The sequence below is a fragment of the Streptomyces sp. JW3 genome (assembly GCF_052216785.1).
Classification (GTDB): Bacteria; Actinomycetota; Actinomycetes; order Streptomycetales; family Streptomycetaceae; genus Streptomyces.
The window spans coordinates 1-25,034 of record NZ_JBQOUX010000030.1; the positions used below are offsets into that span (position 1 = coordinate 1).

19 protein-coding genes are annotated in these 25,034 nt (G+C 70.9%); 12 read left to right on the forward strand and 7 right to left on the reverse strand.

Annotated elements, in window-relative coordinates:
- Positions 1 to 1,532, reverse strand: a 1,532-nt coding sequence (locus ACTT8P_RS14880) for an MFS transporter (protein WP_442832150.1), incomplete at its 3' end; no start/stop codon positions are given.
- A 337-nt stretch (positions 1,533 to 1,869) separates the two neighbouring features.
- Between ACTT8P_RS14880 and ACTT8P_RS14885 the strand changes: the two genes are divergently transcribed.
- Positions 1,870 to 2,802, forward strand: a complete 933-nt coding sequence (locus tag ACTT8P_RS14885; protein ID WP_442832099.1) for a LacI family DNA-binding transcriptional regulator — start codon at positions 1,870 to 1,872, stop codon at positions 2,800 to 2,802.
- Positions 2,803 to 3,036: 234 nt separating this feature from the next.
- Here the strand turns inward: ACTT8P_RS14885 and ACTT8P_RS14890 are convergent, their stop codons facing one another.
- Positions 3,037 to 3,990 (reverse strand): LysR family transcriptional regulator, encoded by a 954-nt coding sequence (locus ACTT8P_RS14890; RefSeq protein ID WP_442832100.1) that lies wholly within the window; start codon positions 3,988 to 3,990, stop codon positions 3,037 to 3,039.
- A 199-nt stretch (positions 3,991 to 4,189) separates the two neighbouring features.
- On the opposite strand from ACTT8P_RS14890, the gene ACTT8P_RS14895 reads away from it, so the two are divergent.
- Together ACTT8P_RS14895 and ACTT8P_RS14900 are read left to right on the forward strand one after the other, a co-directional pair.
- A complete protein-coding gene (locus tag ACTT8P_RS14895; RefSeq protein ID WP_442832101.1) occupies positions 4,190 to 6,526 on the forward strand; it encodes an FdhF/YdeP family oxidoreductase in 2,337 nt (778 codons plus the stop codon).
- 565 nt (positions 6,527 to 7,091) lie between these two features.
- The gene (locus ACTT8P_RS14900; protein ID WP_442832102.1) at positions 7,092 to 8,348 is read left to right on the forward strand and encodes an NAD(P)/FAD-dependent oxidoreductase; all 1,257 of its coding nucleotides are present in this window, start codon (positions 7,092 to 7,094) and stop codon (positions 8,346 to 8,348) included.
- A gap of 84 nt (positions 8,349 to 8,432) precedes the next feature.
- Here ACTT8P_RS14900 and ACTT8P_RS14905 read toward each other — a convergent pair whose 3' ends face one another.
- From ACTT8P_RS14905 to ACTT8P_RS14920, 4 genes are all read right to left on the reverse strand, one after another.
- The gene (locus ACTT8P_RS14905; protein ID WP_442832103.1) at positions 8,433 to 9,173 is read right to left on the reverse strand and encodes an SDR family NAD(P)-dependent oxidoreductase; all 741 of its coding nucleotides are present in this window, start codon (positions 9,171 to 9,173) and stop codon (positions 8,433 to 8,435) included.
- A 219-nt stretch (positions 9,174 to 9,392) separates the two neighbouring features.
- Entirely contained in the window at positions 9,393 to 10,094 is a 702-nt protein-coding gene (locus tag ACTT8P_RS14910; RefSeq protein ID WP_442832104.1) for a Clp protease N-terminal domain-containing protein, read from the reverse strand.
- Between the two features lie 4 nt (positions 10,095 to 10,098).
- A complete protein-coding gene (locus ACTT8P_RS14915) occupies positions 10,099 to 11,301 on the reverse strand; it encodes a cytochrome P450 (protein ID WP_442832105.1) in 1,203 nt (400 codons plus the stop codon).
- The gene (locus ACTT8P_RS14920) at positions 11,298 to 11,975 is read right to left on the reverse strand and encodes a TcmI family type II polyketide cyclase (protein ID WP_442832106.1); all 678 of its coding nucleotides are present in this window, start codon (positions 11,973 to 11,975) and stop codon (positions 11,298 to 11,300) included. Before ACTT8P_RS14920 ends, ACTT8P_RS14915 begins: the two co-directional genes overlap by 4 nt.
- 256 nt (positions 11,976 to 12,231) lie before the next feature.
- Here ACTT8P_RS14920 and ACTT8P_RS14925 point away from each other — a divergent pair, with 256 nt between their 5' ends.
- Both ACTT8P_RS14925 and ACTT8P_RS14930 read left to right on the forward strand, forming a co-directional pair.
- Positions 12,232 to 13,173, forward strand: a complete 942-nt coding sequence (locus ACTT8P_RS14925) for an aromatase/cyclase (RefSeq protein ID WP_442832107.1) — start codon at positions 12,232 to 12,234, stop codon at positions 13,171 to 13,173.
- A 51-nt stretch (positions 13,174 to 13,224) separates the two neighbouring features.
- Complete coding sequence (locus ACTT8P_RS14930) at positions 13,225 to 14,229, forward strand: methyltransferase (RefSeq protein ID WP_442832108.1); 1,005 nt, start codon at positions 13,225 to 13,227, stop codon at positions 14,227 to 14,229.
- Positions 14,230 to 14,280: 51 nt separating this feature from the next.
- Here the strand turns inward: ACTT8P_RS14930 and ACTT8P_RS14935 are convergent, their stop codons facing one another.
- Positions 14,281 to 15,018, reverse strand: coding sequence for a TetR/AcrR family transcriptional regulator (locus tag ACTT8P_RS14935; RefSeq protein ID WP_442832109.1), 738 nt, complete (start codon positions 15,016 to 15,018; stop codon positions 14,281 to 14,283).
- A 215-nt stretch (positions 15,019 to 15,233) separates the two neighbouring features.
- Here ACTT8P_RS14935 and ACTT8P_RS14940 point away from each other — a divergent pair, with 215 nt between their 5' ends.
- The 7 genes from ACTT8P_RS14940 to ACTT8P_RS14970 all read left to right on the forward strand — a co-directional run bounded on the left by ACTT8P_RS14940 (position 15,234) and on the right by ACTT8P_RS14970 (position 25,027).
- Positions 15,234 to 16,676: an FAD-dependent oxidoreductase gene (locus ACTT8P_RS14940; protein WP_442832110.1), complete on the forward strand. Its 1,443-nt coding sequence runs from the start codon at positions 15,234 to 15,236 to the stop codon at positions 16,674 to 16,676.
- Positions 16,677 to 16,871: 195 nt separating this feature from the next.
- A complete protein-coding gene (locus tag ACTT8P_RS14945; protein ID WP_442832111.1) occupies positions 16,872 to 18,092 on the forward strand; it encodes a cytochrome P450 family protein in 1,221 nt (406 codons plus the stop codon).
- Between the two features lie 51 nt (positions 18,093 to 18,143).
- On the forward strand, positions 18,144 to 19,403 hold the full coding sequence (locus ACTT8P_RS14950; RefSeq protein WP_442832112.1) for a beta-ketoacyl-[acyl-carrier-protein] synthase family protein: 1,260 nt from the start codon (positions 18,144 to 18,146) through the stop codon (positions 19,401 to 19,403).
- Positions 19,403 to 20,653 carry a ketosynthase chain-length factor gene (locus ACTT8P_RS14955; protein WP_442832113.1) on the forward strand — a complete coding sequence of 417 codons (1,251 nt, stop codon included), beginning with the start codon at positions 19,403 to 19,405 and terminating at the stop codon, positions 20,651 to 20,653. Before ACTT8P_RS14950 ends, ACTT8P_RS14955 begins: the two co-directional genes overlap by 1 nt.
- 203 nt (positions 20,654 to 20,856) lie before the next feature.
- Positions 20,857 to 21,321 carry a MarR family winged helix-turn-helix transcriptional regulator gene (locus ACTT8P_RS14960; RefSeq protein ID WP_442832114.1) on the forward strand — a complete coding sequence of 155 codons (465 nt, stop codon included), beginning with the start codon at positions 20,857 to 20,859 and terminating at the stop codon, positions 21,319 to 21,321.
- Positions 21,318 to 23,111: an ABC transporter ATP-binding protein gene (locus tag ACTT8P_RS14965; protein WP_442832115.1), complete on the forward strand. Its 1,794-nt coding sequence runs from the start codon at positions 21,318 to 21,320 to the stop codon at positions 23,109 to 23,111. Before ACTT8P_RS14960 ends, ACTT8P_RS14965 begins: the two co-directional genes overlap by 4 nt.
- Positions 23,108 to 25,027, forward strand: coding sequence for an ABC transporter ATP-binding protein (locus ACTT8P_RS14970; RefSeq protein ID WP_442832116.1), 1,920 nt, complete (start codon positions 23,108 to 23,110; stop codon positions 25,025 to 25,027). Before ACTT8P_RS14965 ends, ACTT8P_RS14970 begins: the two co-directional genes overlap by 4 nt.
- Positions 25,028 to 25,034 lie beyond the last annotated feature (7 nt).

Here is a 25,034-nt window from a genome sequence, read left to right on the forward strand (position 1 = left end):
GTGCCGGCTCCGGGCCGGTCCGCCGCGGCCGGGTGGCCGCCGCCCGAGGCGACCGCGCGGCCGCCTGTCGTGGGCCGCAGCAGCAGGGCCGCCACCGCGGCGCCGCACAGCATGACGACGCCCGACACCACCAGGCACAGCTGGAGTCCGTCCAGGAAGGACTGGGAGAGCGCGTTCAGGGCCGGCCCGGTGGCCTCGCCCAGCGGCAGACCCGCGACGGCCCCGAGACCGTCGGCGTCCACCGCGTGCAGGATCGCGGCGTCGGTCGAGTCGGGCAGCCGCGCGGCGGCGAGGTGCTCGGGCAGGGTGCCGACCGCCCTCCCGGTCAGCAGCGCGCCCAGGATGGCGGGACCGAGGGCGCCGCCGACCTGCCGGAAGGCGTTGTTGCCGGCCGCCGCCATGCCCGCCTGGTGGTGCGGCACCGAGGAGACGGCGGTCGCGGTGATGCAGGGGAAGGCCAGTCCGAGGCCGAGGCCGAGCAGGGCCAGGCGCCAGGCGAGCGAGCCGAAGGACGTGTCGGTTCCGACGTTCGTCAGCGTGAAGAGGGCCACGGCCGTGAGGAGCAGACCGCCGGTGATCAGCACCCGCGGCGACAGGTACCGCATCAGCCGGCCCACGGCGGTGCCCAGGACCATCGGCAGGACGGTGACCATCAGCAGCCGCAGCCCCGCGTCCAGGGTGCTGAGCCGCTGCACCATGCCCAGGTACAGGCTGAGGACGAAGAAGAACCCGATCAGGCCGAGGAAGCTGATCATGACGACCAGCGCGGAGCCGGTGAACGCGGCGCTGCGGAACAGCGTCAGGTCCAGCATCGGGCTCGCGCTGCGCCGCTCGGACACGACGAACGCCACCCCGGCACAGACCGCGACGGCCAGGGCGACGAGCACCCGGGCGTCCCCGAAGGAGGCGGCCCCGCCCTCGATGACGCCGTAGACCAGCGCGGTGATCGCGAGCGCGGCGGTGAGCTGTCCCGGCCAGTCCAGCTTCCGTCCCGCCTCGGAGGTGGACTCCTTGAGCACGTGGGCCGCGACGGCCATCGTGCCGATCGACAACGGGATGGGCAGCAGGTAGATCCACCGCCAAGCGGCATGCTGCACGATGACGCCCGCGACGAGCGGGCCGACGGCCAGGGAAGCCATCATGGAGGTCGTCCACAGGCCGATGTACTTGCCCCGCTCCCGCGGATCGGGGACGGCGTGGCTGATGAGGGCCAGGGTCATCGGCAGCAGCGCGGCGGCGCCCACCCCCAGCAGCGCCTGGCCGATCCACACCTGGGCGATGGACTGCGCGCAGAGGGCGACCGCGGCGCCGGCCACGCAGAACCCGAGGCCGGCCTGGAAGACCTTCTTGCGTCCGTGGACGTCGCCGAAGACCCCGGCGGTCAGGATCAGTGCGGCCACCGGCAGCACGAACGCGTCGGACACCCACGCCAGGTCGGCCGTCGACGCGCCGAGGGCCTGCTGGATCACCGGCAGGCTGACCGAGACCGTGGTCACCGGGAGATAGCCGACGAACACCCCCAGACAGGCCATGACCAGCGTCGCCGTACGCCGGTCCCGGCGTTGTTCCACCACTGCTGTACTCACCCGGACTCCTTCGCGACCACGGACCTGCTTCCGCCGGTCGAACGACTCCGGAACTATGGAGTGCGCTCGGAGCGAGAAGCGAGCCGGAGGCCGTCGCGGGCCCGAATCCGACAGAAGCCGCGCCTTGCGGAGCGATAAATGCCACGGGTACGCGCCGGGCCGGACCGGGCTCGGGCCGCGCGCCGCGCGGTGGCTCGTGCGCCGGCGTCGGCCGGGTTCCCTAGAATGGCGGTGCGCCGCCCGCAGGGGTGTGCGGCGCACCGACCGCATCGGAGCAGGGGTGATGGGCAGTTCCGGCAGAGTCACGCTGAACGACGTGGCGGCGGCCAGCGGTGTCTCCCGCGCCACGGTGAGCTTCGTCCTCAACGACGACCCCCACCAGACGATCTCCGCCGCCACCCGGGACCGGGTCAAGCAGGCTGCCCGGGAGCTGGGTTACGTACCGCACGGGGTGGCCCGCGCGTTGCGCGAGGGCTCGTCCCGCGTGGTCGTTCTGAACATCGGCGCGGGTATGGAGGGGCACTACTCCCGCACCTACATCCAGGGCCTGGACGCCGAACTCGCCGCCCACGACCACGTGCTGCTCGTCCGGCACGGCCGGCACACCCCGCAGTCCACCCAGCAGATCCTCGACGTCATCGCGCCCCGCGCGGTCATCCACTTCGGCGAGACCTACCTCACCGGCCGCGAGCTCGACGACCTGGGCGGCGGCTGGCGCGACGGTCTGGCCGCCCACTCGGCGATGCAGTTGCGTCACCTGGTGGAGCACGGCCATGAGCACGTCGCCGTGGCCCTGCCCGAGACCGGGTCCCCGCTGGCCGCGGCCCGGCTGAAGTTCACCGGCCAGGCCGCCCGCGACCTGGGGGTGCCGGTGCCGGACCCCTTCGTCATGCCGCTCGACCGCACGGCCTGCGCCGAAGCCGTCGAGGCCGTCCTCGGCGGCGGGCCCGGGGTGACCGCGATCGCCGGGTTCAACGACGACGTCGCGCTGCGCGTCCTCACGGCGCTGCGCGACCTGGGCCGCCGGGTGCCGGACGACGTCGCCGTCATCGGCTTCGACGACAACGGTTACGGCGCCCACACCACCCCCGCGCTGACCACCGTCCACGTCGACGCCGAGGCACACGGCCGGCTCAGCGCCCGTCTCGCCCTGAACCTCGACACCGGCGGGCTGCGCCCACCGCCCGCGCACGTCGTCGTCCGCCAGTCGGTCTGACCCGCGGCACCCGGGGTGAGCCGTGCGGGTTCCTGAAGCCGGCGCCCGGCCGCACCTGGAGAGCGGTACGGCGATGGCGGCTCGCGGTGCGGGGCCGGACCCGCGTCTCCCCCGACGGCCCGGCCACCGCGCCCCGGTGTGAACCGGCCAACGGCCGCCGGTCCGCCGGCTACCCCGCGTACCGGCCGGCGGGGAACCGCGGGCGCGTGGCCCCGCCGGGACCGGCAGGCGGGGCTACCCCTCGACCGCCCCGGCGGCGGCCGTGGTTCCCGGTACTCGTTCCAGTTCACCGGCCATGTCCGTCCGGGCCGCGGCCGCGAGCAGTGCCTGCGCGGCGACGGCGGCGGGTTCGCGCCGCAGGAGCAGTACGCCGATCTGCTCGGTGTGCACGGGGTTCACCAGCGGCAGTGCCCGCATGCCCGCCGGGACCCCGAAGACGTGCAGCCAGGCGTGCGGCACCACACTGGCGAAGTGCCCGGTGCGCACGTGCGCGAAGAGCGAGGCCACGGAGTCCGTCTCCACGCGCGGCCGCACGGCGGCGCCGGCCCGGGCGAACACCGCGTCCAGCACCCGGCGTCCGAACATCCTGGAGTGCAGCAGGCACAACGGCTGCCGGGCCGCCTCCGCCCACGTCGCCTGCGCGCGCTGCCCCTGACCGACGCCGGAGCCGGCCCGGACGAGCAGCACGAAACGCTCCCGGTACAGCGGTACGAATGTGAAGGCGTCCGCGTCGTCCCCGGCCGGCCGGTACGTGACCGCCGCGTCCAGCTCGTACGCCTTCAGCCGGGCCGTGATGTCGTCGGTCTGGAGGTCGGCGAGCACCTCCACCCGGGCCAGCGGGTTCTCCGCGCAGAACACCTGGGTCAGCAGGGAGACGGCGGTGGACGCGGTCGGCACCGAGCCGAGGCGGAGCTGCCCGGTCATGCCGCCGCGCAGGGCCCGGACCTCCTCCTCCAGCGCCTCGCGGTCGGCGAGGATGCGCTTGGCCCACAGGACGATCCGCTCGCCCTCCGGGGTGAGCCCCTCGTACTTGCGGCTGCGGCGCACCAACGGCACCCGCAGTTCCTCCTCCAGCTTGCGGATCGCGCCGGACAGGGCGGGCTGCGAGACGTAGCACTCCTCGGCGGCCCGGGCGAAATGGCGGGTGCGGGAGAGGGCGACCAGGTACTCCAGTTGGCGAAACAGCACGTCTCATTGTGGCGGCACGCCCGGCGAGCGGATAAGCCGCGGTTATCAAGTGATCGGCAAGAGGTCTTTGACCGCCGGGCCGGACCGGCCGGAAGGTGGTACGTCGGGTGACGCGGCACGCCCGCCCTGTCATCCGGTGGCCGCGTCCCCGCCCGAGCGGGCCCGTTTCTCATGGGCGACCGAAGCACTGAGGGGAATCATGGGCACGATCGAGGAGCCGACCGAGGACGACCTGTCGGTGTCGTCCCCGAAAACCTGGGCCACCGGTGCGCCCGCCGTCGCCCACGCCCTGCGGTACGCGCTGGGGCAGACCTCGCCGCGCCGCACGGCGCTCACCCTGCTCAACATCAACCAGCCGAAGGGCTTCGACTGCCCCGGCTGCGCCTGGCCGGAGCCGGCGCCGGGCAAGCGGCACGCCAACGAGTACTGCGAGAACGGCGCCAAGCACATCAGCGACGAGGCCACCTCGCGGCGGGTGACGGCGGACTTCTTCCGTACGCACCCGGTGTCCGAGCTGGCCGGCCGGTCGGACTACTGGCTGAACCAGCAGGGCCGGCTGACCGAGCCCATGGTCAAGCGGCCCGGCAGCGATCACTACGAGCCGATCGGCTGGGACGAGGCGCTCGGTCTGCTGGCGGACGGGCTGCGCGCCCTGGACCACCCCGACGAGGCCCTCTTCTACACCTCCGGCCGGCTCGCCAACGAACCGGCGTTCCTGCTCCAGCTGTTCGCCCGCGCCTTCGGCACCAACAACCTGCCGGACTGCTCGAACATGTGCCACGAGTCGAGCGGCTCGGCGCTCGGCGAGACGCTGGGCATCGGCAAGGGCAGTGTCAGCCTGGACGACCTCTACGACGCCGATCTGGTCTTCGTCGTCGGTCAGAACCCGGGCACCAACCACCCGCGCATGCTGTCCGCGCTGGAGGAGACCAAGCGGCGCGGCGGACAGGTGGTCGCGGTCAATCCGCTGCCGGAGGCCGGGCTGCTGCGGTTCAAGCATCCACAGAAGGCGCGCGGCATCGTGGGCCGTGGCACGGCCATCGCCGACCAGTTCCTCCAGATCCGGCCCGGCGGGGACCTGGCCCTGTTCCAGGCCCTGAACCGGCTGCTGCTCGAGGCGGAGGACGCGGCGCCCGGCACCGTGCTGGACCGCGAGTTCATCGCCGCGCACACCACCGGCTTCGACGACTTCGCCGCGCATGCCCGGACCATCGGCTGGGCGGCGGTGACGGAGGCCACCGGACTGACCCGCGAGGAGATCGAGCAGGTGCACCGGCGCGTGCTCGGCGCCGGGCGGGTCATCGTGTGCTGGGCGATGGGCCTGACCCAGCACAAGCACGGGGTGCCCACCATCCGCGAGGTGGTCAACTTCCTGCTGCTGCGCGGCAACATCGGCCGCCCGGGCGCGGGTGTCTGCCCGGTGCGCGGACACAGCAACGTCCAGGGCGACCGCACCATGGGCATCTGGGAGCGGATGCCGCAGGCGTTCCTCGACGCGCTGGAGAAGGAGTTCTCCTTCACTCCGCCCACCGCGCCGGGCCTGGACTCGGTGGACGCGATCCGGGCCATGCGGGACGGCCACGCGCGGGTCTTCCTCGGGGTGGCCGGCAACTTCGTGCGGGCCACCCCCGACAGCGAGGTCACCGAGCGGGCGATGCGCAACTGCCGTCTCACCGCGCACATCTCCACCAAGCTGAACCGCTCCCACACCGTGTGCGGCGAGACTGCGCTCATCCTGCCGACGCTGGGCCGCAGCGACCGCGACGTCCAGGCGGGCGGGGAGCAGTTCATGTCGGTGGAGGACTCGATGAGCGAGGTGCACGCCACCCGCGGCCGGCTGGCCCCGGCCGCGCCGCGGCTCCTGAGCGAGGTGGCCATCATCGGCCGCCTGGCCCGCCGCACCCTCGGCGACAAGCCGGACATCCCGTGGGAGGACTTCACCTCCGACTACGACGCCGTGCGCGACCGGATCGCCCGCGTCGTGCCCGGGTTCGAGGACTACAACGTCCGGGTACGGCAGCCGGGCGGGTTCCGCCTGCCCAACCCGGTCAACCGGCGCGAGTTCCGCACGCCCAGCGGCAAGGCGGTCTTCACCCGCAACGACTTCACGGCCCTGCGCGCCCCGGACGGACACCTGATCCTCCAGACGCTCCGCTCCCACGACCAGTGGAACACCGTCCCGTACGCCATGGACGACCGCTACCGCGGCATCACCGGCGGGCGGCGCGTGGTGCTGGTCAACGGCGCCGACCTGACCCGGCTGGGGCTGGCGGAGCGGGATCTGGTCGACCTGGTGAGTGTCTGGGAGGACGGAAGGGAGCGGCGGGCCCCCGGCTTCCGGGTCGTGTCCTATCCGACCCCGGTGGGGTCGGCCGCCGCGTACTACCCGGAGACCAACGTCCTGGTGCCCCTGGACAGTGTCGCCGACATCAGTAACACCCCGACCTCCAAGTCCGTCGTGGTACGGCTGGAGCCGGCCCGGGACAGGACGGCCGACGGGCAAGTCACGGCCCGCGGCTCGCAGCCGAAGAGCTAGACGCCGCCCTCTCCCCCGGGCCCTTCGCCACCGACGGACACTGCCGACTGCCGACTGCGCCCCGGTCGAAGCAGGTCGGGCCGGCCGACAGCCGGCCCGCCCGGTGAACTCGGCCGTGCCGAGCCGGTCCGCGTCCGCGTTCCCGGACGCCACGTCACGAGGTGGAGAACAGCCGCGCTCGACCCGGTCCCGACCGGCTCCCGACGACGGGACCGCAAGGTGAGACGCATGACCGACACCAGCGCGGACATCCCGCCGGGCCACCTGCCGCGGCGCTCGCCTCCTGACGCGGTCCCGGGCGGGTACCGGCCGGTCCGGACGTGCGGCCGCTCTGTCCCGAGCGGTGCCGGCAGGGCGCCGCGGCCGGTGCTCGCCGACCGGGACGGCAGCGTGTCCGCGCGCCGACGAGCCGCGCCCGCCGCGCGACGGCCCGGCGTCCGCTCAACGCTGTCGGCGGGCTCCCGTCCCCGCGGCTTGCCGTGGACGAGGAGTACCTGAGCCGCGTCACTCACCGCGGGCCATCGGCTCGGCGGAGCTGTCGCCGTCCATCGAGGAGGGATTTCGCATGTCCGACATCCGGGATTACGACGTTGTGGTGGTCGGCGGCGGGCCGGCGGGTTCGACCACCGCCGCCCTGCTGGGCAAGAACGGCCGGAACGTCCTGCTGCTGGAGCGGGAGAAGTTCCCCCGCTACCACATCGGCGAGTCGATGATCACCGGGGTGATCCCGACCCTGGAACAGCTCGGCCTGGTCGACGAACTGGACAAGCGCTTCCAGCCGAAGTACGGCATCAGCCTGGTGTGGGGCCTCGACGCGGAGCCGTGGCGTGCCTCGTTCGACCAGACCGGCCGATACGACCACTCGTGGCACGTGGTCCGCAGCGAGTTCGACGAGTTGCTGCTGAACACCGCGCGCGGATTCGGCGTGCAGGTCGAGGAGCAGGCCCACGTCACCGCGGTGCTGTCCGACGACAACGGCAAGGTCACCGGTGTGACGTACCGCCGAGGCGGCGAGACGCACCACGTCACCGCCCGTTTCGTGGTGGACGCGTCGGGGCAGGCCCGGGCCATCTCGCGGAAGCTGACCGAGGTGTCCTGGCAGGAGGACCTGCGCAACGTCGCCATCTGGAACTACTTCACACCGTACGAGCCGCTCTCCGACGGCCGGCAGGGCGGCGACATCCTGGTGGAGTCGGTCAGGACCGGCGGCTGGATCTGGGGCATTCCGGTGACCGAGGACAACGTCAGCCTGGGCCATGTGCTCCCGGCCGCGATGGTGGCGGAGGCGACCGCCCAGGGCCTTTCGCACCAGGACGTCTTCGACCGGGCGGTGGCGAACAGCGTGGTCGCCAAGACCATGATCGCCAAGGGTGCCCCGGTGGACCAACTGCACACCGCCCGTGACTGGTCGCACGTGTGCAAGAGTTTCCACGGTCCGGGCTGGCTGTCGGTGGGCGACGCGGCCGGGTTCATCGACCCGCTGTTCTCGCAGGGCGTGTGGCTGGGCACCTCGGGCGCTTCGATGGCCGCCCGGGCTCTGGAGGCCGCGCTGAAGAACCCGGCCGACACCGAGCGCGCGCTGGACCGGTACGAGCTGGTCTACCGCGTGCTGTACGACGAGTTCCTGTCCTTCATCCGGTTCTTCTACGACCCGAACAAGCTGCGGGAGATCTACTTGGAGCGGGCGCAGCAGGATGTCTGGCATCCGGACGGCAACCTGAAGGTCGGCTTCATCACGCTGATCTCCGGCATCAAGGCGCTCCCGAACATCACCGGCTTCGACCCGCTCGCCACCGACCTCCCCAAGACCGTCCGGATGTGACGGGCATCCGGCCCTTCCTGCTGTGCGGTCGGGCCGGGCCGCGGCTCGGTGACTTCGTGGGTACGGATGCGGCTGCCGGCCGGGTTACGAGATCGACATCCCGCCGTCGACGCACAGCACCTGGCCGGTCATGTAGTCGGCGTCCAGCAGCAGTTCGATGCCGCGGGCCACCTCGTCGGGGGTGCCCATGCGGCCGAACGCGGTCCGGGCCACGAGCGCGGCGCTGACCTCGGCCGGCACCTGCTCGGTGAGGGTGGAGGCCATGAGCCCGGGTGACAGCGCGTTGACCGTCACTTTGTACCGCCCGCATTCCAGGGCCAGGCTTCTCGTCATCCCCATCACGCCGGCTTTGGCCGCCGAGTACGCCGTCTGCCCCCGGCTGCCGATGAGACCGGCGGGTGAGACGACGTTGACCACACGCCCCCATCGGGCCCGCACCATGTCCGGGAGCACCGCGCGGCAGGTGTGGTAAGTGCCGATGAGATTGACGGCGATGGTCCGTGTCCAGTCGTCGACGGACTGGGTGGCCATGAGTCCGTCGCGGCGGATCGCGCCCGCGTTGACGAGCACGCTGACGGCGCCCAGTTCGGCGTGCACCCGGTCCACCATGGACTGGGTGGCGGTCCAGTCCGCGACATCGGCCCGCACGACGGCACTGGGCCGGCTGAGTTCGGCCGCGACCTGGCGGGCCCGGTCCTCACCGGTGGCGCAGTGCAGGGCCAGCCGGTAGCCCCGCTGGTCGAGGACGCGTGCCACGGCGGCGCCGAGCGCCCCCGAGGCGCCGGTGACCAGGGCGACCGGGCCGGCGGTGTCCGGCGCCGCCATCAGGCCCGCGCTCCCTCAGTCTGGTACCGGCCGTGCGCGTACCGCGCCGGGGGGAAGCACTCGACAGCCATGGCAGCTCTCTCTCCGCATCCGCGGCGTAGGGGAAGGTCGGGACCGGCCCGGTCCCCGGCAGGCCGGGCCGGCGTCGATCCGGAGCCGCACGGAACCTCCTGACGCGGCGGGTGACCTCGCCTGGTCGGGAGGTTCCGTGCGGCTTCGCTACCGACTGACGGGCGGTTCCTCGCCGGCGTCCGTGACGAACCGTTCGGTCGTCTCCCTGTCGGCCCCGAGCGAGTGCAGCAGCCCGGTGCCGTTCTCCTCCTCCAGCAGTCCAAGCAGCACGTGGCCGGTGCCGACACCGTCGTCGTCGAGCAGCACAGCCGCCTGGAAGGTCCGTTCGAGCGCCGTCTTCGCGCGGGCATTGTACGGAACCGTCGCCGGATGGGCGTCGCCGCGCGCCGGCAGGGCCGTCACCGCCGCGTCTCGCAGCCGACCGAGGTCGACACCCTGCGTCCGCAGCGCGGCGACCGCGGTGCCATCGGCGCCGAGCAGCCCGAGGACGAGGTGCGCGGGCTCGATCTCCGCGCTGCCGCCCTGCTTGGCCTCGTTCATGGCCGCGACGACCGCGTTGTGGGCGGGCTGGGTGAGCTTGTCGAAAGCGGGGCGCGCGGCGGCCGGCCCGCCGACGAATTTCGTGCGCGCGGCCTGCTCGGTGGCGCCCGTCCTGCGGCCGATGTCGGTCCAGGACGCCCCGGAGTGCCGGGCCCTGTCGACGAAGTGACCGATGAGCTGGTCGGCGGCCGCTCCGATGCGGTCGGCCGTCGCCACGGCCTCGGTCAGCTGGTCGAGGGCGTCGGTGCGGCGCCCGGTGATCGCCGCGATCAGGTCGTCGAGCCCGACCGGTGGCGTCGGCCGGGTCATGTCGTCACCAGGTCACCGGCAGTTCGGCCGGACCGAACGCCTGGATGGAGTGGTATTTGTAGGTCAGCTCCGCCTCGGGCACGGCCAGCGTCAGCGAGGGAGCCCGCTCGAACAGAGTCGTGTACACCATTTTCAGCAGCTCCGGCACCAGGCGCTCCGCCGGGCACTTGTGCGGCCCGTGGCCGAACGCCATGTGTCGGGGGGCCTTCTCCCGCTGGAGATCGAGCTCGTTGGGGAAAGGACACACCGCCGGGTCGCGGTTGACGGGCATCGTCGGCACTGCCATGCCGTCACCGGCCTGCACCAGCGTGTCGCCGATCCGTACGTCTTCCAGGGCCAGCCGCATGGGGGTGCCGTCGTTGATCGAGAAGTACCGGAGCATCTCCTCCACCGCGACGGCCAGCCGGTCGGGCCGGGCCAGCAGCGCCGCCCGCTGCTGCGGACGGCTCAGCAGAGTGAGTACGCCCAACGAGATCATCGTGCCCGAGGTGTTGTGGGTGCCCTGGGCGTTCGACATCATCAGGGGCGCCAGCTTGAACCAGTCGACCTCGCCGTGCTCCTCGCGTTCGTGCAGGATCAGGTGGCTCATCAAGTCGTCGCCGAGGTTGTCCGCCTTCTCCTTCAGGAGCTGTATCGCGTGGCCGTTCATCACCGCGGCCGCTTCCTTTTCCTCCTCCTCTCCCTTGGAAAGCATCAAGTTCCATACGTTGTCCCGCAGTTGCTGCAACTCGGTCTCGGGGACGCCGATGAACATCGACTGCAACCGCCGGCCGATCGGGTACGACAGTCGCGACGCCAGGTCGACCGGCCGCACCGCCGAGCCCAGCATCGCGTCGATCTTCTCGTGCACGGCGACCCGCAGCCGTGGCAGCAGCCGGGCCAGTGCTTCCGGGGTGAACTCCCGCAGCACCAGCTTCTTCCGCGCCATGTGTTCCGGGCCGTCGAGATTGATCATGAACGGGGCGCAGTACTTCAGTTTGTCCATCCCGGTCGGCGTCAACCTGGGGAACGCGGCGTTCGTCTTGTCCGAGCTGAACCGGGGATCGGAGAGTACGAACCGGGCGTACTCGGGCCGCACCACCATCCAGGCCAATACGCCGGTGGGCAGTGTCACCCGGCCGATGCCGCGCTCCCGCAGGGTCTCGTACTCGGCCGGCAGCACGCCGGGCAGCTGTCGCCGGATCGGGAAGGTCGGTAGCTCGGTCATGCTGACACCTCCGCGGCCCAGTGGTAAAAGCGGTGGGCCAATGAATGGCCGTTCGGGTCGTACGGCGGAATGATCCGCGTCAGGTCGTCTACGAGCTGGAGGAAGCGGGGATCGCCGTCCGCCCACACCTTGCTGATCGCCTTGCTGGGGTCGGCGTCGGCGAAGTCCTGGATGTGCAGGTAGATCCCGCGCCAGAGATAGATCTGGCGGCGCAGTGTGCCCATGCTCTGCGGGATGTCGGTCGCATCAGAGGCGGCGAACAGCCGCGCCGCTTCGGGGATGTGCTCCTGGCGCTGGGTGTTCACGATCACCGCGCTGTACGTCCGCTCCAGGTTCTCCAACTGCTCGGCCGGCCACAGGTAGAAGCGCTCGGCCGCCGGCCGGTCGACCGGGCCGTCCCAGCCCTCGGCCGCGGTGTACTCACCGAAGTAGGCCGCGAGGCGTTCGTTCAGGCGTACACAGCGGGGGTCGGTGGTCGCCGTCCGGTGGGCCTCGGCCGCGTCCGCGACGTCCCAGTCCTGCATGTGCACGTAGAGATCGCTGTAACTGAAGACCTGTCTGCGGCGCAGCCGGGGCAGCTCGGGCGCAACCTCGCCGTCGAACTCCCGGAAGATCTTCGTGACGTCCGCGATGTCATCACTGTCGAACGTGCCGACGGTGACGGTGCTCGGCATGTGCCTCTCCTTACGGTTGGCGGTCAGGAACTGTGCCGCGCCACCGACGGATCCTCAACGGATGTCGGTTCGGGGTCGCACCCGAAGGCTGCGCGCTCGCCTTCGACGTCGGTTCGACGACGAGTAGACGACCGGCCGTCACCGCGGGCGGCCCGGTGTGGCGGACTCGACGGGTTCTCGAATCGAGGTCGAAGGACGGCGGACATGGTCGACTTCGATGGTCCGGAACACTACGGCGCTTGCGAGGTGTCTGATTGTGTCGAGCACGCAGCAGCGAGTTGATCACAGCGTGGACGTCGACGCCGACTACGGGACGGTGTTCGACCTGGTCGCGGATGTCGCGCGGCGGCCGCGGTTCCAATGGTCAGCCGTGCACGCGGAGGTGCTGCACAGCAACGAGAAGGGCGACCTGGTCCAGCACTGGTCGCTGGCCGGTGACTGTGCCGTCCGCACCTGGCGCAGTGTGCGCCGCGCCGACCGGCCGGGACACCGCATCACGTTCGCGGACCTGGACGTCGACCCGCCGGCCACCAGGATCCGCGCCGACTGGGTGTTCACCGAACTGGCACCCGGCCGGACCCGGATCGAGCTGAGCAACGTCGTCGAGGCGCCGAGCGACGCCGACCTCGGTCCGCTGCTGGACAGGCTCCGTCTGGAAGGCAAGGAACACCTCGACACGCTGCGTGACACGGCGGAACGGCGGGCCGAACTGGACGACCTCGTCGTGTCCTTCACCGACTCGCTGTTCGTCGCGGGTTCCGTCGAGGACGCCTACGACTATCTCTACCGGGCCGACCTGTGGCCCGAGCGCATCCCGCACGTGGTGGGACTCGCCTTGACCGAGGACGTGCCGAACATCCAGTTCTTCGACATGGACACCCAGGGCCCGGACGGCAGTACGCACTCCGTCCGCTCGGTGCGGATCTGCCGGCCGCCGCACCTGATCGTCTACAAGCAGATCACGTTGCCCACCATGCTGGACGCGCACACCGGCCACTGGCGGTTCACCGAGACGCGGGAAGGCGTCGTCGTCGAAGCCCGGCACACCAGCACGATCAAGCGCTCGGCGCTGTCGCAGTTCGGCGGCGCGACGACCATCGACGAGGCACGCCGGTACCTGCGGCGGCTGCTGAGCGGCCACAGCATGATCAACCTTCGCCTTGCCAAGACCTTCGCGGAGGAGCGCGCCGGTTTCTGAGCCGGGCACGCGTCGTCGAGTGAGCAGAGAACCGTCGAGTCAGGAGGAGCCATGGCCGAGGTGAAGCCCGCCAGGGGCGGGGGAATATGGGCAGCTGCCGATCTGCTGACGCCGATGGCCATTCGGGTGGCGGCGACGTTGCGGCTGGCCGACCACATCGCCGCGGGCACCCGGACGACCAAAGCGCTGGCCGCGGCCGTGCTCGCCGACCAGGACGTGCTGGGACGGCTGCTGGACCATCTGGTGAGCGCCGGTGTGCTGTCGCGCACCGGGACCGCCGGCTACGACCTGACGGACATGGGACGCCATCTGTGCGACGGGGAGCCCGAAGGGATGCGAGCGGTGCTCGACATCGAGGGTGCCCTCGGGCACGCGGAGCTGAGCCTCGTCCACCTGTTGCACACGGTGCGCACCGGCGAGCCGGCCTTCGCGCAGCAGTACGGCCTGACGTTCTGGGACGACCTGTCCGCCAACGACGGGCGCGCCGAGTCGTTCGACGCGTTGATGGGCGCCCGGCTGCGGGCGCACGCACCCGCCGTGGCCGCCGCCTACCCGTGGGGACAGCTGCGGCACCTCGTCGATGTCGGCGGTGGCGACGGCAGCATGCTGATCACCATCCTCCAGGACCACGGCGAGCTGCGCGGGACGGTCGTCGACCTGCCCGGCCCGGTGCGCCGGGCCGGGAAAGCGATCGCCGCGGCCGGTCTCGACCACCGGGCGGGCGCCGTGGCCGGCAGCTTCTTCGACGAGCTGCCGGCCGGAGCGGACGCCTATCTGCTGTCGAGCATCCTGCACAACTGGGACGACTCGGCGGCCGCTCGCATCATGCGGCGCTGCGCCGAGGCGGCGTCGACCACCGGACGGGTGCTCGTCGTCGACTACTTCACGGACCAGAGCATCATGACCGAAGGCGACCTCCGCATGCTCTGCTACTTCGGAGGCCGGCAGCACAGCCTCGAGCAGCTGGGCGAAATGGCCGGATCGGCCGGCTTCGAGATCACCTCGGTCACGCCGGCCGGCCGGCTCGCCGTCGTCGAACTGCGCGCGTCCCAGTAGGCGCAGCAAGGGAAGGGCATTGCCGTCGAAAGCGGTCCGCCGTCGGTGCGGTTACTGGACCGGGCCCGAGCCGTCGTCGGCGGTGTCCGCCAGGAACCGGGCCGTGATGCCGTCCAGGATGGTCGTCAGGCCGTTCTCGAACCGTTCGTCGCCTTCGCCGATCTCGGACACCTGGATCATCTTGCTCAGATACGGGAATTCACCGGTCGCGAGCATGGACATCAGATACGGCTGCATGTGCCGCCGCCAGGCGTCACGATCGACGCCGGAGCGCTGGGCGACCGCCCGCTCGGTCAGCTCGGCCTGCACGGTGCCGCTGACCCAGGAGTGGATCAGGTCGAGTACGGCCAGTGTCTCCTCCATGTCGAGGTCGCAGCCGGCCAGCAGGGCGAGATCGCGTTCCATGCCGCGCAGGAAGTTGGGGCCCATGACCGGGCGGGTGCCGAGCAGCGGAGCGAGCCAGGGGTGCCGCAGGAAGATCTGCCTGCGGCGGCGCGCCAAGGTCGTCAGGTCGGCGCGCACGTCACCGGTCGGCTCCTGCGGCTCGAAGCCGGTCGCCTGGTCGATCATCACCGCGTACAGGTCTTCCTTGGTGGGCAGGTACCGGTACGGGGTCATCGTGCCGGTGCCCAGTCGCTTGGCGATGTTCCGCACCGACGCGGCTTCGATGCCTTCGGCGTCCGCGATCTCGATCGCCACCTCGGCGATCTGTTCTCGACTGTACTGCGGAGCCGGACCTCGGGTGGATTTCTCCGCTCGCATCCAGATGACGGGTTTCGGTTTCGGCACGCCGACCATCGTACGCGCGTACCCTGGCCAGGCGCGTACGCCGCCCGAGGTTGGTCACGCGTGAAATCGCGTACGCCGTACTCGGTGGGGAGGTGTGTCGGTGAGGTGTGTCACCGCGGGACCGGACGTGCCGAGCCTCGGATCGGACAAGGGAGGACGACGATGGACGGACGGACGTTGCGGGGAGCACTGTTCCCGGTGTCGGAGGGACCGTCATGCGAGTGGTGATCATCGGGGGCGGCACCGTCGGGCTGTGCACCGCCGTCCTGCTCGCTCGGCACGGGGTTTCGGTCCAGGTACTGGAGCGCAGGACGCGGGTCAACGACCATCCGAGGGCGTTCGGCCTCACCGACAGATCGGCGGAGATCCTGCGCGAGGCCGGCCTCGCCATCGAGACGGAAGACCGCGCCAGGGGCCTGATGTCGGGGCCCAGCCTGGCCGAACTGAACACCGTCACCTCCCGGTTCGAGCCACCGGAGATCGGTCCGGCCAAGCTGGGCAGCTGCCCGCAGGACCGGATCGACCGGGCCGCGCTGGCACGGCTGCGGGAGCTGGGCGGTGAGGTGGACTTCGACAGCGAGGTGGTCGCGGTGGCCGACGGCGGTGTCACGACCGCGGACGGCAGGACCGTCACGGGGGATTACGTGATCGCCGCCGACGGCGGCCGCGGCCGGACCCGGGAACTACTGGGTATCGGCGTGACCGGCCCGGGGCGCATCGGCACCAACCACATGCTCAACGTGTTGTTCCGCGCCGAACTGCCGACCCCGCCGCTCTCCATGACGTTCCTGCGCAACGACCGGGCGTCCGGCACCCTGTTGAAGGTCGACACGGACCGCTGGCTCTTCCTCATCCCGAACGGCGATCCGAGCGCCCCCGCCGAGCGGATCCAGCAGCAGATCAGGGACGCCACCGGAGTCAGTGGCATCGAGCCGGAGATCATCAGCCTGCTGCCCTGGGCGCCCAGGGCACAGGTGGCCGACAGGTTCCGGCAGGGAAACGTCTTCCTCGTCGGTGACGCGGCACACGTGGTGCCGCCGGTCGGCGGTCAGGGACTGAACATGGGGATCGCCGACGCCCACAACCTGGCGTGGAAACTGGCCGCGGGGGGTGACACCCTGCTCGACACCTACGAGGTCGAGCGCCGGGCCGTCGCGCTGTTCACCATGGAACAGATCGTGCTCCGTACCCAGAACCGGGACCTGCACTGGGACCACGGTCCGAGCCGGGCCGCCGACCGCGCGGCCGTCGGCATGGCGGACATCATGATCCCCGTGATCGGGTACCGGTACGCATCGCGCGCGGTGGTCGACCCGGAACCGTTGGCGGACTTGCAGCATCTCAGGCTGGACGGCGCGCCGGGCAGCCGTCTGCCCCATCGGTGGCTGCCGGACGGACGGTCCACCGTGGACCTGGTGGACGGCTTCACGCTGCTCACCGGGACCGCGGCCGGTCACTGGCTGGACGCCGCGCGGAAACTGGGGATCACGGCCCACGCGGTCGAGGGGTGGGCCGAGGCGGCCCACATCAAGGAGGACGGCGCCGTGCTCGTCCGTCCGGACGGCTTCGTCGGCTTCCGCGCGGTCACCCGCGAGGCCGTGGCGAGCAGCGAACAGCGGCTGCGGGACGCTCTCGACCAGATCCTGGGCCGGCGGTAGCGGAGCCGGCGCCGGACAGCGGAAGCCGGCGCGGCGCGCCCCTCGGTCGAACCGGACGCGAATCCACCTCGAACCGGTGCCGCGAAGATCGGCGCAGCGTCTCTCGCCCCGCACCTCGCGAAGACACCTCGCGAAGCCGACGGACACCGTCACCGCGGCGGGGGGACGGGACGCTCACCGAAGCGGAGGAGGCGCATGGTGGACTTCGGCGACGATCCCTATCCCGAGTACGCGTGCCTGCGTGCGAAAGAGCCGGTCCGGCACGTCCTGGAGGGCGAAGGTCTGTACGGCGTGCTGGTGACCCGGGACGAGGACGTGCGCATGCTGCTGTCCGATCCCCGGATGAGCAAGGACCCGCGCACCGCACCGGCCGACTGGCAGGAGGCGGGCCGGGGACGGCCGCTGGAGGACCGGACGGGGCTCGGGACACATCTGCTGACCACGGACGGGGCCGAACACGCGCGGCTGCGCCGGCTGGTCTCGACCGCGTTCACCGCCCGCCGGATCGAGGGCCTGCGTGGCCAGGTGCAGCGGATCACGGACGGACTGCTGGACGAGATCGTGCCGCGCGGCCGGGTCGACCTGGTCACCGAGTTCGGGTTCCCGTTGGCGATCACGGTGATCTGCGAGCTGCTGGGAGTGCCGGCGGCGGACCAGGAGGTGTTCCTCCGCTGGACCAGGGATTTCCGCCGGTGGACGAACAAGACCGCCGCCGACCCCGGCGGCGAGGAAGGCGCGCGGCCGGTCGGGCTGCGCGACCTCCTCGGATATCTGACCGAGCTGGTCGCGAGGCGCCGCCGTGAGCCGGCCGACGGTCTGGTCGACGCCCTGATCGCGGCCCGGGACGCCGGCGACAGGCTGGACGAGACAGAGCTGCTGTCCATGCTGTCCCTGCTGCTGGTCGGGGGGTTCGAGACGACGGTCAATCTGATCGGCAACGGCATCCTCACGCTGCTGCGCCACCCCGGCCAACTGGCGCTGCTGCGGGAGCGGCCGGAGCTGCTGGACTCGGCGCTGGAGGAGATGATCCGGTATGACGGATCGTTCGAGACGGCGACGTGGCGCTTCCCGCTGGAACCCATCGAGATCGCCGGCACCCGCATCGAGAAGGGCTACCCGGTGCTCCTGTCACTGGCGTCGGCCAACCGGGATCCGGCGCGGTTCACGGCACCGGACCGATTCGATGTCACCCGCGCCGAGAACGGACACGTGGGGTTCGGACGCGGTGCGCACTTCTGCCTCGGGGCTCCGCTGGCCAGGCTGGAGACCCGGATCGCCTTCGAGGCGCTGCTGCGCAGGCTGCCCGGTCTCGCCCTGGCGGTACCGGTCGAGCAGTTGCGGTGGATGCGGAGCCTCACGATCCGCGGCCTGGAAGCGCTGCCGGTCACGTTCGACGCGTGCCCGCCACATCAGTGAAGGGAATGACATGCCAAACGCTGTGTTCACGGTGCGGGCGGTGAGGTCACGATGAAGCGCCGGGTAGTCATCACCGGCCTCGGCGTGCGCGCCCCCGGGAGCAGGAACGCCAAGGAGTTCTGGGAGCTGATCTCGTCCGGCACCTCCGCCGTCCGCGCCATCACGCTGTTCGACGCGTCGGGATTCCGCTCCCGGATCGCGGGCGAGTGCGACTTCGACCCGGTGGCGGAGGGCTTCTCCGCGCAGGAGATCCGGCGGTTGGACCGGGGCGCGCAACTCGCTGTCGCGGCGGCCAGGGAAGCGGTCGCGGACGCCGGCCTGGACATGGACCGGATCGACCCGCATCGCACCGGGACCAGTGTCGGCAGCGCCATCGGTGGCACGATGAGTGTGGCCCAGGAGTACGGGGTGCTGTCCGACAACGGCCGCAAGTGGCTCCTCGACCACGAGTACGCGGTGCCGCACATGTACAACTACCTGATCCCGACGTCCCTGGCCGCCGAGGTGGCCTGGGAGATCGGTGCGGAAGGCCCCGTGGCGCTGGTGTCCACGGGGTGCACCGCGGGCATCGAGTCGGTGTCCCACGCGGCGCAGCTCATTCGCGAGGGCGCTGCCGACGTGATGCTGGCCGGCGCCTCGGACGCGCCCATCTCACCGATCTGTGTCGCGTCCTTCGACGCGGTCAAGGCGACGACGCCCCGCAACGACCAGCCGGCCACCGCGTCCCGCCCGTTCGACCGCACCCGCAACGGGTTCGTGCTCGCGGAAGGCAGTGCGATGCTGGTGCTGGAGGAGCTGGACCACGCCAGAGAGCGGGGCGCGCACGTCTACGCGGAGATCGGCGGGTGGGACGTGCGCGCGAACGCGTTCCACATGACCGGGCTGCGGGCCGAGGGTCCGGAGTTGGCGAAGGCCATCGAGGTGGCGCTGCGCATGGCCGAGCGGACCCCCGAGCAGGTGGACTACGTGAACGCGCACGGCTCCGGCACCGACCAGAACGACCGGCACGAGACCGACGCGTTCAAGCGGAGTCTGGGTGAGCACGCGTACCGGACGCCGGTGAGTTCGATCAAGTCGATGATCGGCCACTCGTTGGGCTCGGTCGGCTCGGTCGAGATCGCGGCGTGTGCGCTGGCCATCGAGAACGGGGTGATTCCGCCGACGGCCAACCTGCGGGAACCGGACCCGGAGCTGGACCTCGACTACGTGCCGCTGACGGCGCGGCCCGCTCAGCTGCGCACGGTGCTGAAGGTCGGCAGCGGGTTCGGCGGTTTCCAGAGCGCCATGGTGCTGACCGAAGGGGAGCGCTGATGGGTACCGCGGTCGCGGGCCGGGAACACCGCACGGCGTCCAGGCTCCGCCGTGCGGTGATCACCGGTATCGGCGCGGTCGCGCCGAACGGGTTCGACACCGACGCGTACTGGGACGCCGTACTGCACGGGCGATGCGGCATCGACCGGATCACCCGGTTCGATCCGGCGCGGTACCCGGTCAAGCTGGCGGGCGAGGTGCCCGACTACGACGTCCGCCGGCACGTCCCCGGCCGGCTGGTGCCGCAGACCGATCAGGCGACCCGGCTGGCGCTGATCGCGATGGACGCCGCGGTCGGCGACTCCGGACTCGAACTGGCCGCCCTGCCGGGTGACCGGATCGGTGTCGTCACCGGCATCTCCGTCGGCGGACTCGAGTACAGCCAGCGCGAGTTGGAGAAGCTGTGGCGCCTCGGCAGTGATCATGTGAGTGCGTACCTGTCGTTCTCCTGGTTCTACGCGGTGAATACGGGGCAGATCTCGATCCGGCACGGGGTGTACGGTCCCGGCGGGGTCCTGACCGGGCAGACGAGCGGGCTGGACGCCATCGCGCAGGCCCGCAGGTTCGTCACCGACGGTCTGCCGGTGGTGCTGTGCGGTGCCGTGGACAGCGCGATGTGCCCGCTCGGCTGGGTGATCGAGCTGGCCGCCGGCCGGATGAGCACGGTGGCCGACCGGACCCGGGCCTATCTGCCGTTCGACACCGCCGCGTCCGGCTACCTGCTCGGTGAGGGCGGCGCGATGTTCACCGTCGAGGACGCGGAACACGCACGTGAGCGAGGGGTCCGGCCGTACGGCGAGATCGCCGGGTACGCCACGGCCTTCGACCCGCGGCCGGGTTCGGCACGGGAGCCCGGGCTGCGCCGGGCGATCGAGTCCGCGCTCTCGGATGCCGGCGTGACGCCGGGCGAAGTGGACGTGGTGTTCGCGGACGCGGCCGGCGTGGCGGAGCTGGACCGCGCCGAAGCCACCGCCCTCACCCACGTGTTCGGTCCGCGGGGGGTTCCGGTGACCGCTCCCAAGACGATGACCGGCCGGCTCTACTCCGGTGGCCCGGCGCTCGACGTGGCGACCGTGTCGTTGAGCATGCGGCACAACATCATCCCGCCCATGATCAACGTGACCGACCCGGTCCGGTCCGATCAGCTCGACCTGGTGCGGGACCGGCCGCGGGAGACCACCGTGTCCACCGCTTTGCTGCTGGCCCGCGGTGAAGGCGTCAACTCCGCGATGGTGCTGACGGCGATGTGACCGGCGCCTGACGGACCATTCGCGGACCTGCGTCGTTACCGGCTCGCTGCCGCCTGACCGCGGCAGCGAGCCGCCGCGTTTTCCTGCCGCACGTCCCGCACCCGCCCTTCCCGTGCGTGGCGGCCCGCTGGTCGCACTCCCCCGTGCCGCTCGCCGCGACGTTACTGCGGACACCGTACGATGTTTGATAGCCTAAATGTGTGATGCCCGAAACAGTCACGCCGGGCGCCGTCGTGGCCGCCCTGGCGAAGATCGTCGAACACGCCTTGCTGCGCGTGGAGTTGACGCTGCCGCAGTACCGGATGCTGTCCGTGCTGACCCGGCCGGATCCGCCGACGGCATCGCGGGTGGCGTCGATGCTGTCCGTGACACCGGCGACGGTCACCGCGGTCGTGGACGGCCTGGTGGCCGGCAAGTACGTGCGGCGGGAGCCCGATCCGGACGACCGGCGCAAGGCCACGCTCGTGGTCACCGGCTCCGGCCGGCATCTGCTCACCACCGCCGACCAGGAGATCAGCCGGAAGCTGGCCGAGGTGGCCGCGTTCCTCGACGAGGAGCGGGCCGAGCGGGCGATGGCCGCGCTGGCGCTGTGGCATGAGGCGATGAAGAGCGAGAAACAAGGCGAGTGGATCGTCCACGAGGGCGCAGAGAAGGGAAGGACCAGGTGAGCGAGACGTATCCGCCGCCGAGCGCGGCCATCGACCCCGATTCGAGCCGTTCCTGGTTACGGCGGGCCTGGCCGCTGGTCCGGGCGCACCGGTGGATGTTCGGCACGGCGCTGGTGTCGTCCGGGATCAGCCTGCTGGTGTCCGTCCAGGTACCGAAACTGATCCAGGACGCGGTGGACAACTCGATCGTGTCGGACCGGGTGCCGCTGTCGCACTACCTGTGGTGGCTGCTCGCGCTGACGGTGGTCATGCTGGTCGTCGGCTTCCTGTCCCGGCAGTTGCTGTTCCGCACCGCGGCCAAGATCGAGTACGACTTGCGCAACATCACGTACGGGCACCTGACCGCCATGTCGTTCCCGTTCTACGACCGGGTGCAGACCGGGCAGTTGCTCTCCCGCGCCAACTCCGACATCCGCGCGGTGCAGATGTATCTGGCGTTCGCGCCGTACCTGCTGGTGCAGTGCAGCATCTCGCTGGTGGCGTTCGGGTACATGCTGGCGATCAACGTGCCGCTGGCCGTTCTGGCCATGCTGCCGATGCCACTGCTGTACGTGACCAGCCGGCGCATGCAGCGCTCCTTGTTCCCGGTGTCGTGGCTGATCCAGTCCCGGCTGGCCGAAGTCGCGACCGTGGTGGACGAGAACGTCAACGGCGTGCGCGTGGTCAAGTCGTTCGCGGCCGAACGCAGGCAGCTGTCCCTGCTTCAGAAGGCCGCGGCAAACGTCCGCTGGGCCAATGTGAAGGACGCGGACCTGCGCGCACGGTACACACCGGCGGTGCAGAACCTGCCCCGTGTCGGCATGGCGATCGTGCTGCTGTACGGCGGCCACCTCGTCATCCAGGGGCGGCTGGGCGTCGGCGCGATCCTGGCCTTCAACGCGTATCTGCTGATGCTCCAGGTGCCGTTCCAGGTGATCGGCAACCTGATCACGCTGGGGCAGCGGTCCTCGGCCGCGGCCAAGCGGCTGTACCAGATCCTGGACGAGCAGCCGGAGATCGTGGACACCGCGCAGGCACGGGAGATCACCGGGGCGCGCGGTGACGTCCGGTTCGAGGACGTCACCTTCGGCTACGGCGACGGCCCCGACGTGCTGCACGGGCTGTCGCTGAGGTTGGGCGGCGGCGAGACGGTGGCGCTGGTCGGCCGGTCCGGCAGCGGCAAGTCCACCGTGGCCAGGCTGCTGCCGCGGTTCTACGACGTGCGGGGCGGTTCCGTCACCGTGGACGGACACGACGTGCGGGACCTGACCCTGCACAGCCTGCGGGACACCGTCGGCATCGTGCTGGACGAGCCGTTCCTGTTCTCGGCGTCGGTCCGCGACAACATCGCCTACGGACGGCCGGACGCGGACATCACCGACATCGAGCGGGTGGCCCGGCTGGCCGGGGCACATGAGTTCATCACCGAGCTGTCCGAGGGTTACGACACCGTCATCGGCGAACGCGGCTACACACTGTCCGGCGGGCAGCGGCAGCGCATCGCCATCGCCCGGACGCTGCTGGTCAATCCGCCGGTGCTGGTGCTCGACGACGCCACCAGTGCCATCGACGTCCAGGTGGAGCAGGAGATCCACGCCGGGCTGCGGGCCCTGTTCGCCGGCCGGACGACGCTGATCGTCGCACACCGGCCGTCCACGATCAGCCTGGCCGACCGCGTGGTGCTGCTGGACGGCGGACGGATCGTCGCCGACGGCACCCACACGGAACTGCTGGCGAGCACACCGCTGTACGCGGAAGTGCTGGCCCAGGCGGACGAGAGCATCGAGGAACTGGGAGGTGTGGCGCGATGACGGTCACCGGAGGTGGTGGCGGCGCGGCGTTCAACGGCGGCGGCCGGGCCACCGCGTCGGCCCACCCGTTCGCCGGCGTTCCGCCCGAGATGCGGGCGAGCGTCGACAAGCTGCTGAAGACCGAGCCGGACCACGCCGAGCTCGACGTCGTCTTCGAGCACTCCCGGCCCGATCCGGACGGCGCCAGGCTGAATCTGCGCCGGCTGGTCCGGCCGTACTGGCCGATGGCGCTGCTGGCCGGCGTGTTCGTGGGCGCCGAGGCGCTGATGTTGCAGGCCGGGCCGAAGCTGACCCAGATCGGCATCGACGACGGCGTCATGGGCAAGGACACCGGCACGTTGGCGCTGGTCGCGGGCCTGTACCTGGTCAGTCTGGTGGTCACCGGTCTGGCCCAGGCGGCGCGGGTCAAGGTGACCGGGCGGATCGCCGCGTCGGTGATGAACGACCTGCGGGTCCGGGTCTTCACCCAGTTGCAGCGGCTGTCGCTGAACTTCTACACCGGTGAGAAGACCGGCGTGATCATGACCCGGATGACCGGCGACATCGAGAACCTCCAGGCGCTGCTCCAGGAGGGCCTGGTGCAGCTGGCCGTCCAGGGCCTGACCATCGTCATCGTCACCGTCATCCTGTTCACCTACGACGTGCAGCTGGCGCTCATCACCATCGTGCTGGTGGTGCCCGTCCTGACCGTGCTGTCCCTGTGGTTCCGCCGGGCGTCCGGCAAGGGTTACCTGCGGGTGCGGGACACCGTCGCCGATGTGGTCGCCGACCTTTCCGAGAGCCTTCAGGGGGTGCGCATCGTCACCGCGCACAACCGGCAGCGGCGCAACACCGAACACCACCGGCAGGTCACCGGCAAGTACTACGACGCCAACGTGCGCACCGGCCGGATCAACTCGATCTACACGCCCAGCACCCAGGTCCTCGGCGTCGCCGGCCAGCTGGCGCTGCTCGCCATCGGCGCCGGCATGGTCGCCGACGGGGACCTGACGATCGGCGAGCTGGTGGCGTTCCTGCTCTACCTGGGCACCTTCTTCCAGCCCATCCAGCAGCTGGTGCAGATGTACAACACCTACCAGCAGGGCCAGTCGTCGATCGTGAAGCTGAGGGAGCTGTTGAGCACCCGGCCGGAGGTCGAGGAGAAGCCGGGGGCCGTCGATCTGCCGAAGATCGAGGGCGAGATCGTCTTCGACGACGTGACGTTCGGCTATCTTCCCGGCCGGCCGGTGATCGCCGGCGTGTCGCTGCACATCCCGGCCGGTGAGACCGTGGCGTTCGTCGGTCCGACCGGCGCCGGCAAGTCCACCCTCGCCAAACTGGTCAGCCGGTTCTACGACCCGACCGCCGGCCGGATCCTCATCGACGGCCGGGACCTGCGGGAGGTACGGATCGAGTCCCTGCGCCGGCAGCTCGGCGTCGTGCCGCAGGAACCCTTCCTGTTCGCCGGGCCGCTCCGGGACAACATCCGGTTCGCCGCCCCGGATGTCTCCGACGACCAGGTCGGGGAGGCGTTGCGGGCGGTCGGTCTGGTGGACGTGGTCGAGCGGCTGCCCGCCGGTCTCGACACCGTCGTCCAGGAACGCGGCCAGTCCCTGTCCTCCGGCGAACGGCAACTAGTCGCCCTGGCCAGGGCTTTCCTGGCCCAGCCCCGGGTGCTGGTGCTGGACGAGGCCACGTCCAATCTGGACCTCCAGTCCGAGGCCAAGATCGAGGCCGCGCTGGACGTGCTGCTGGAAGGCCGCACCGCGATCCTGATCGCGCACCGGCTCTCCACCGCCATGAAGGCCGACCGCATCGTCGTCGTCGACGAGGGCCGGATCGTCGAGGTCGGCTCGCACGACCAGCTCGTCACCGCCGGCGGCAAGTACAGCCAGATGTACGCCACCTGGACCAGCCAGACCGCCGAGGTCCACTGAGTCACCT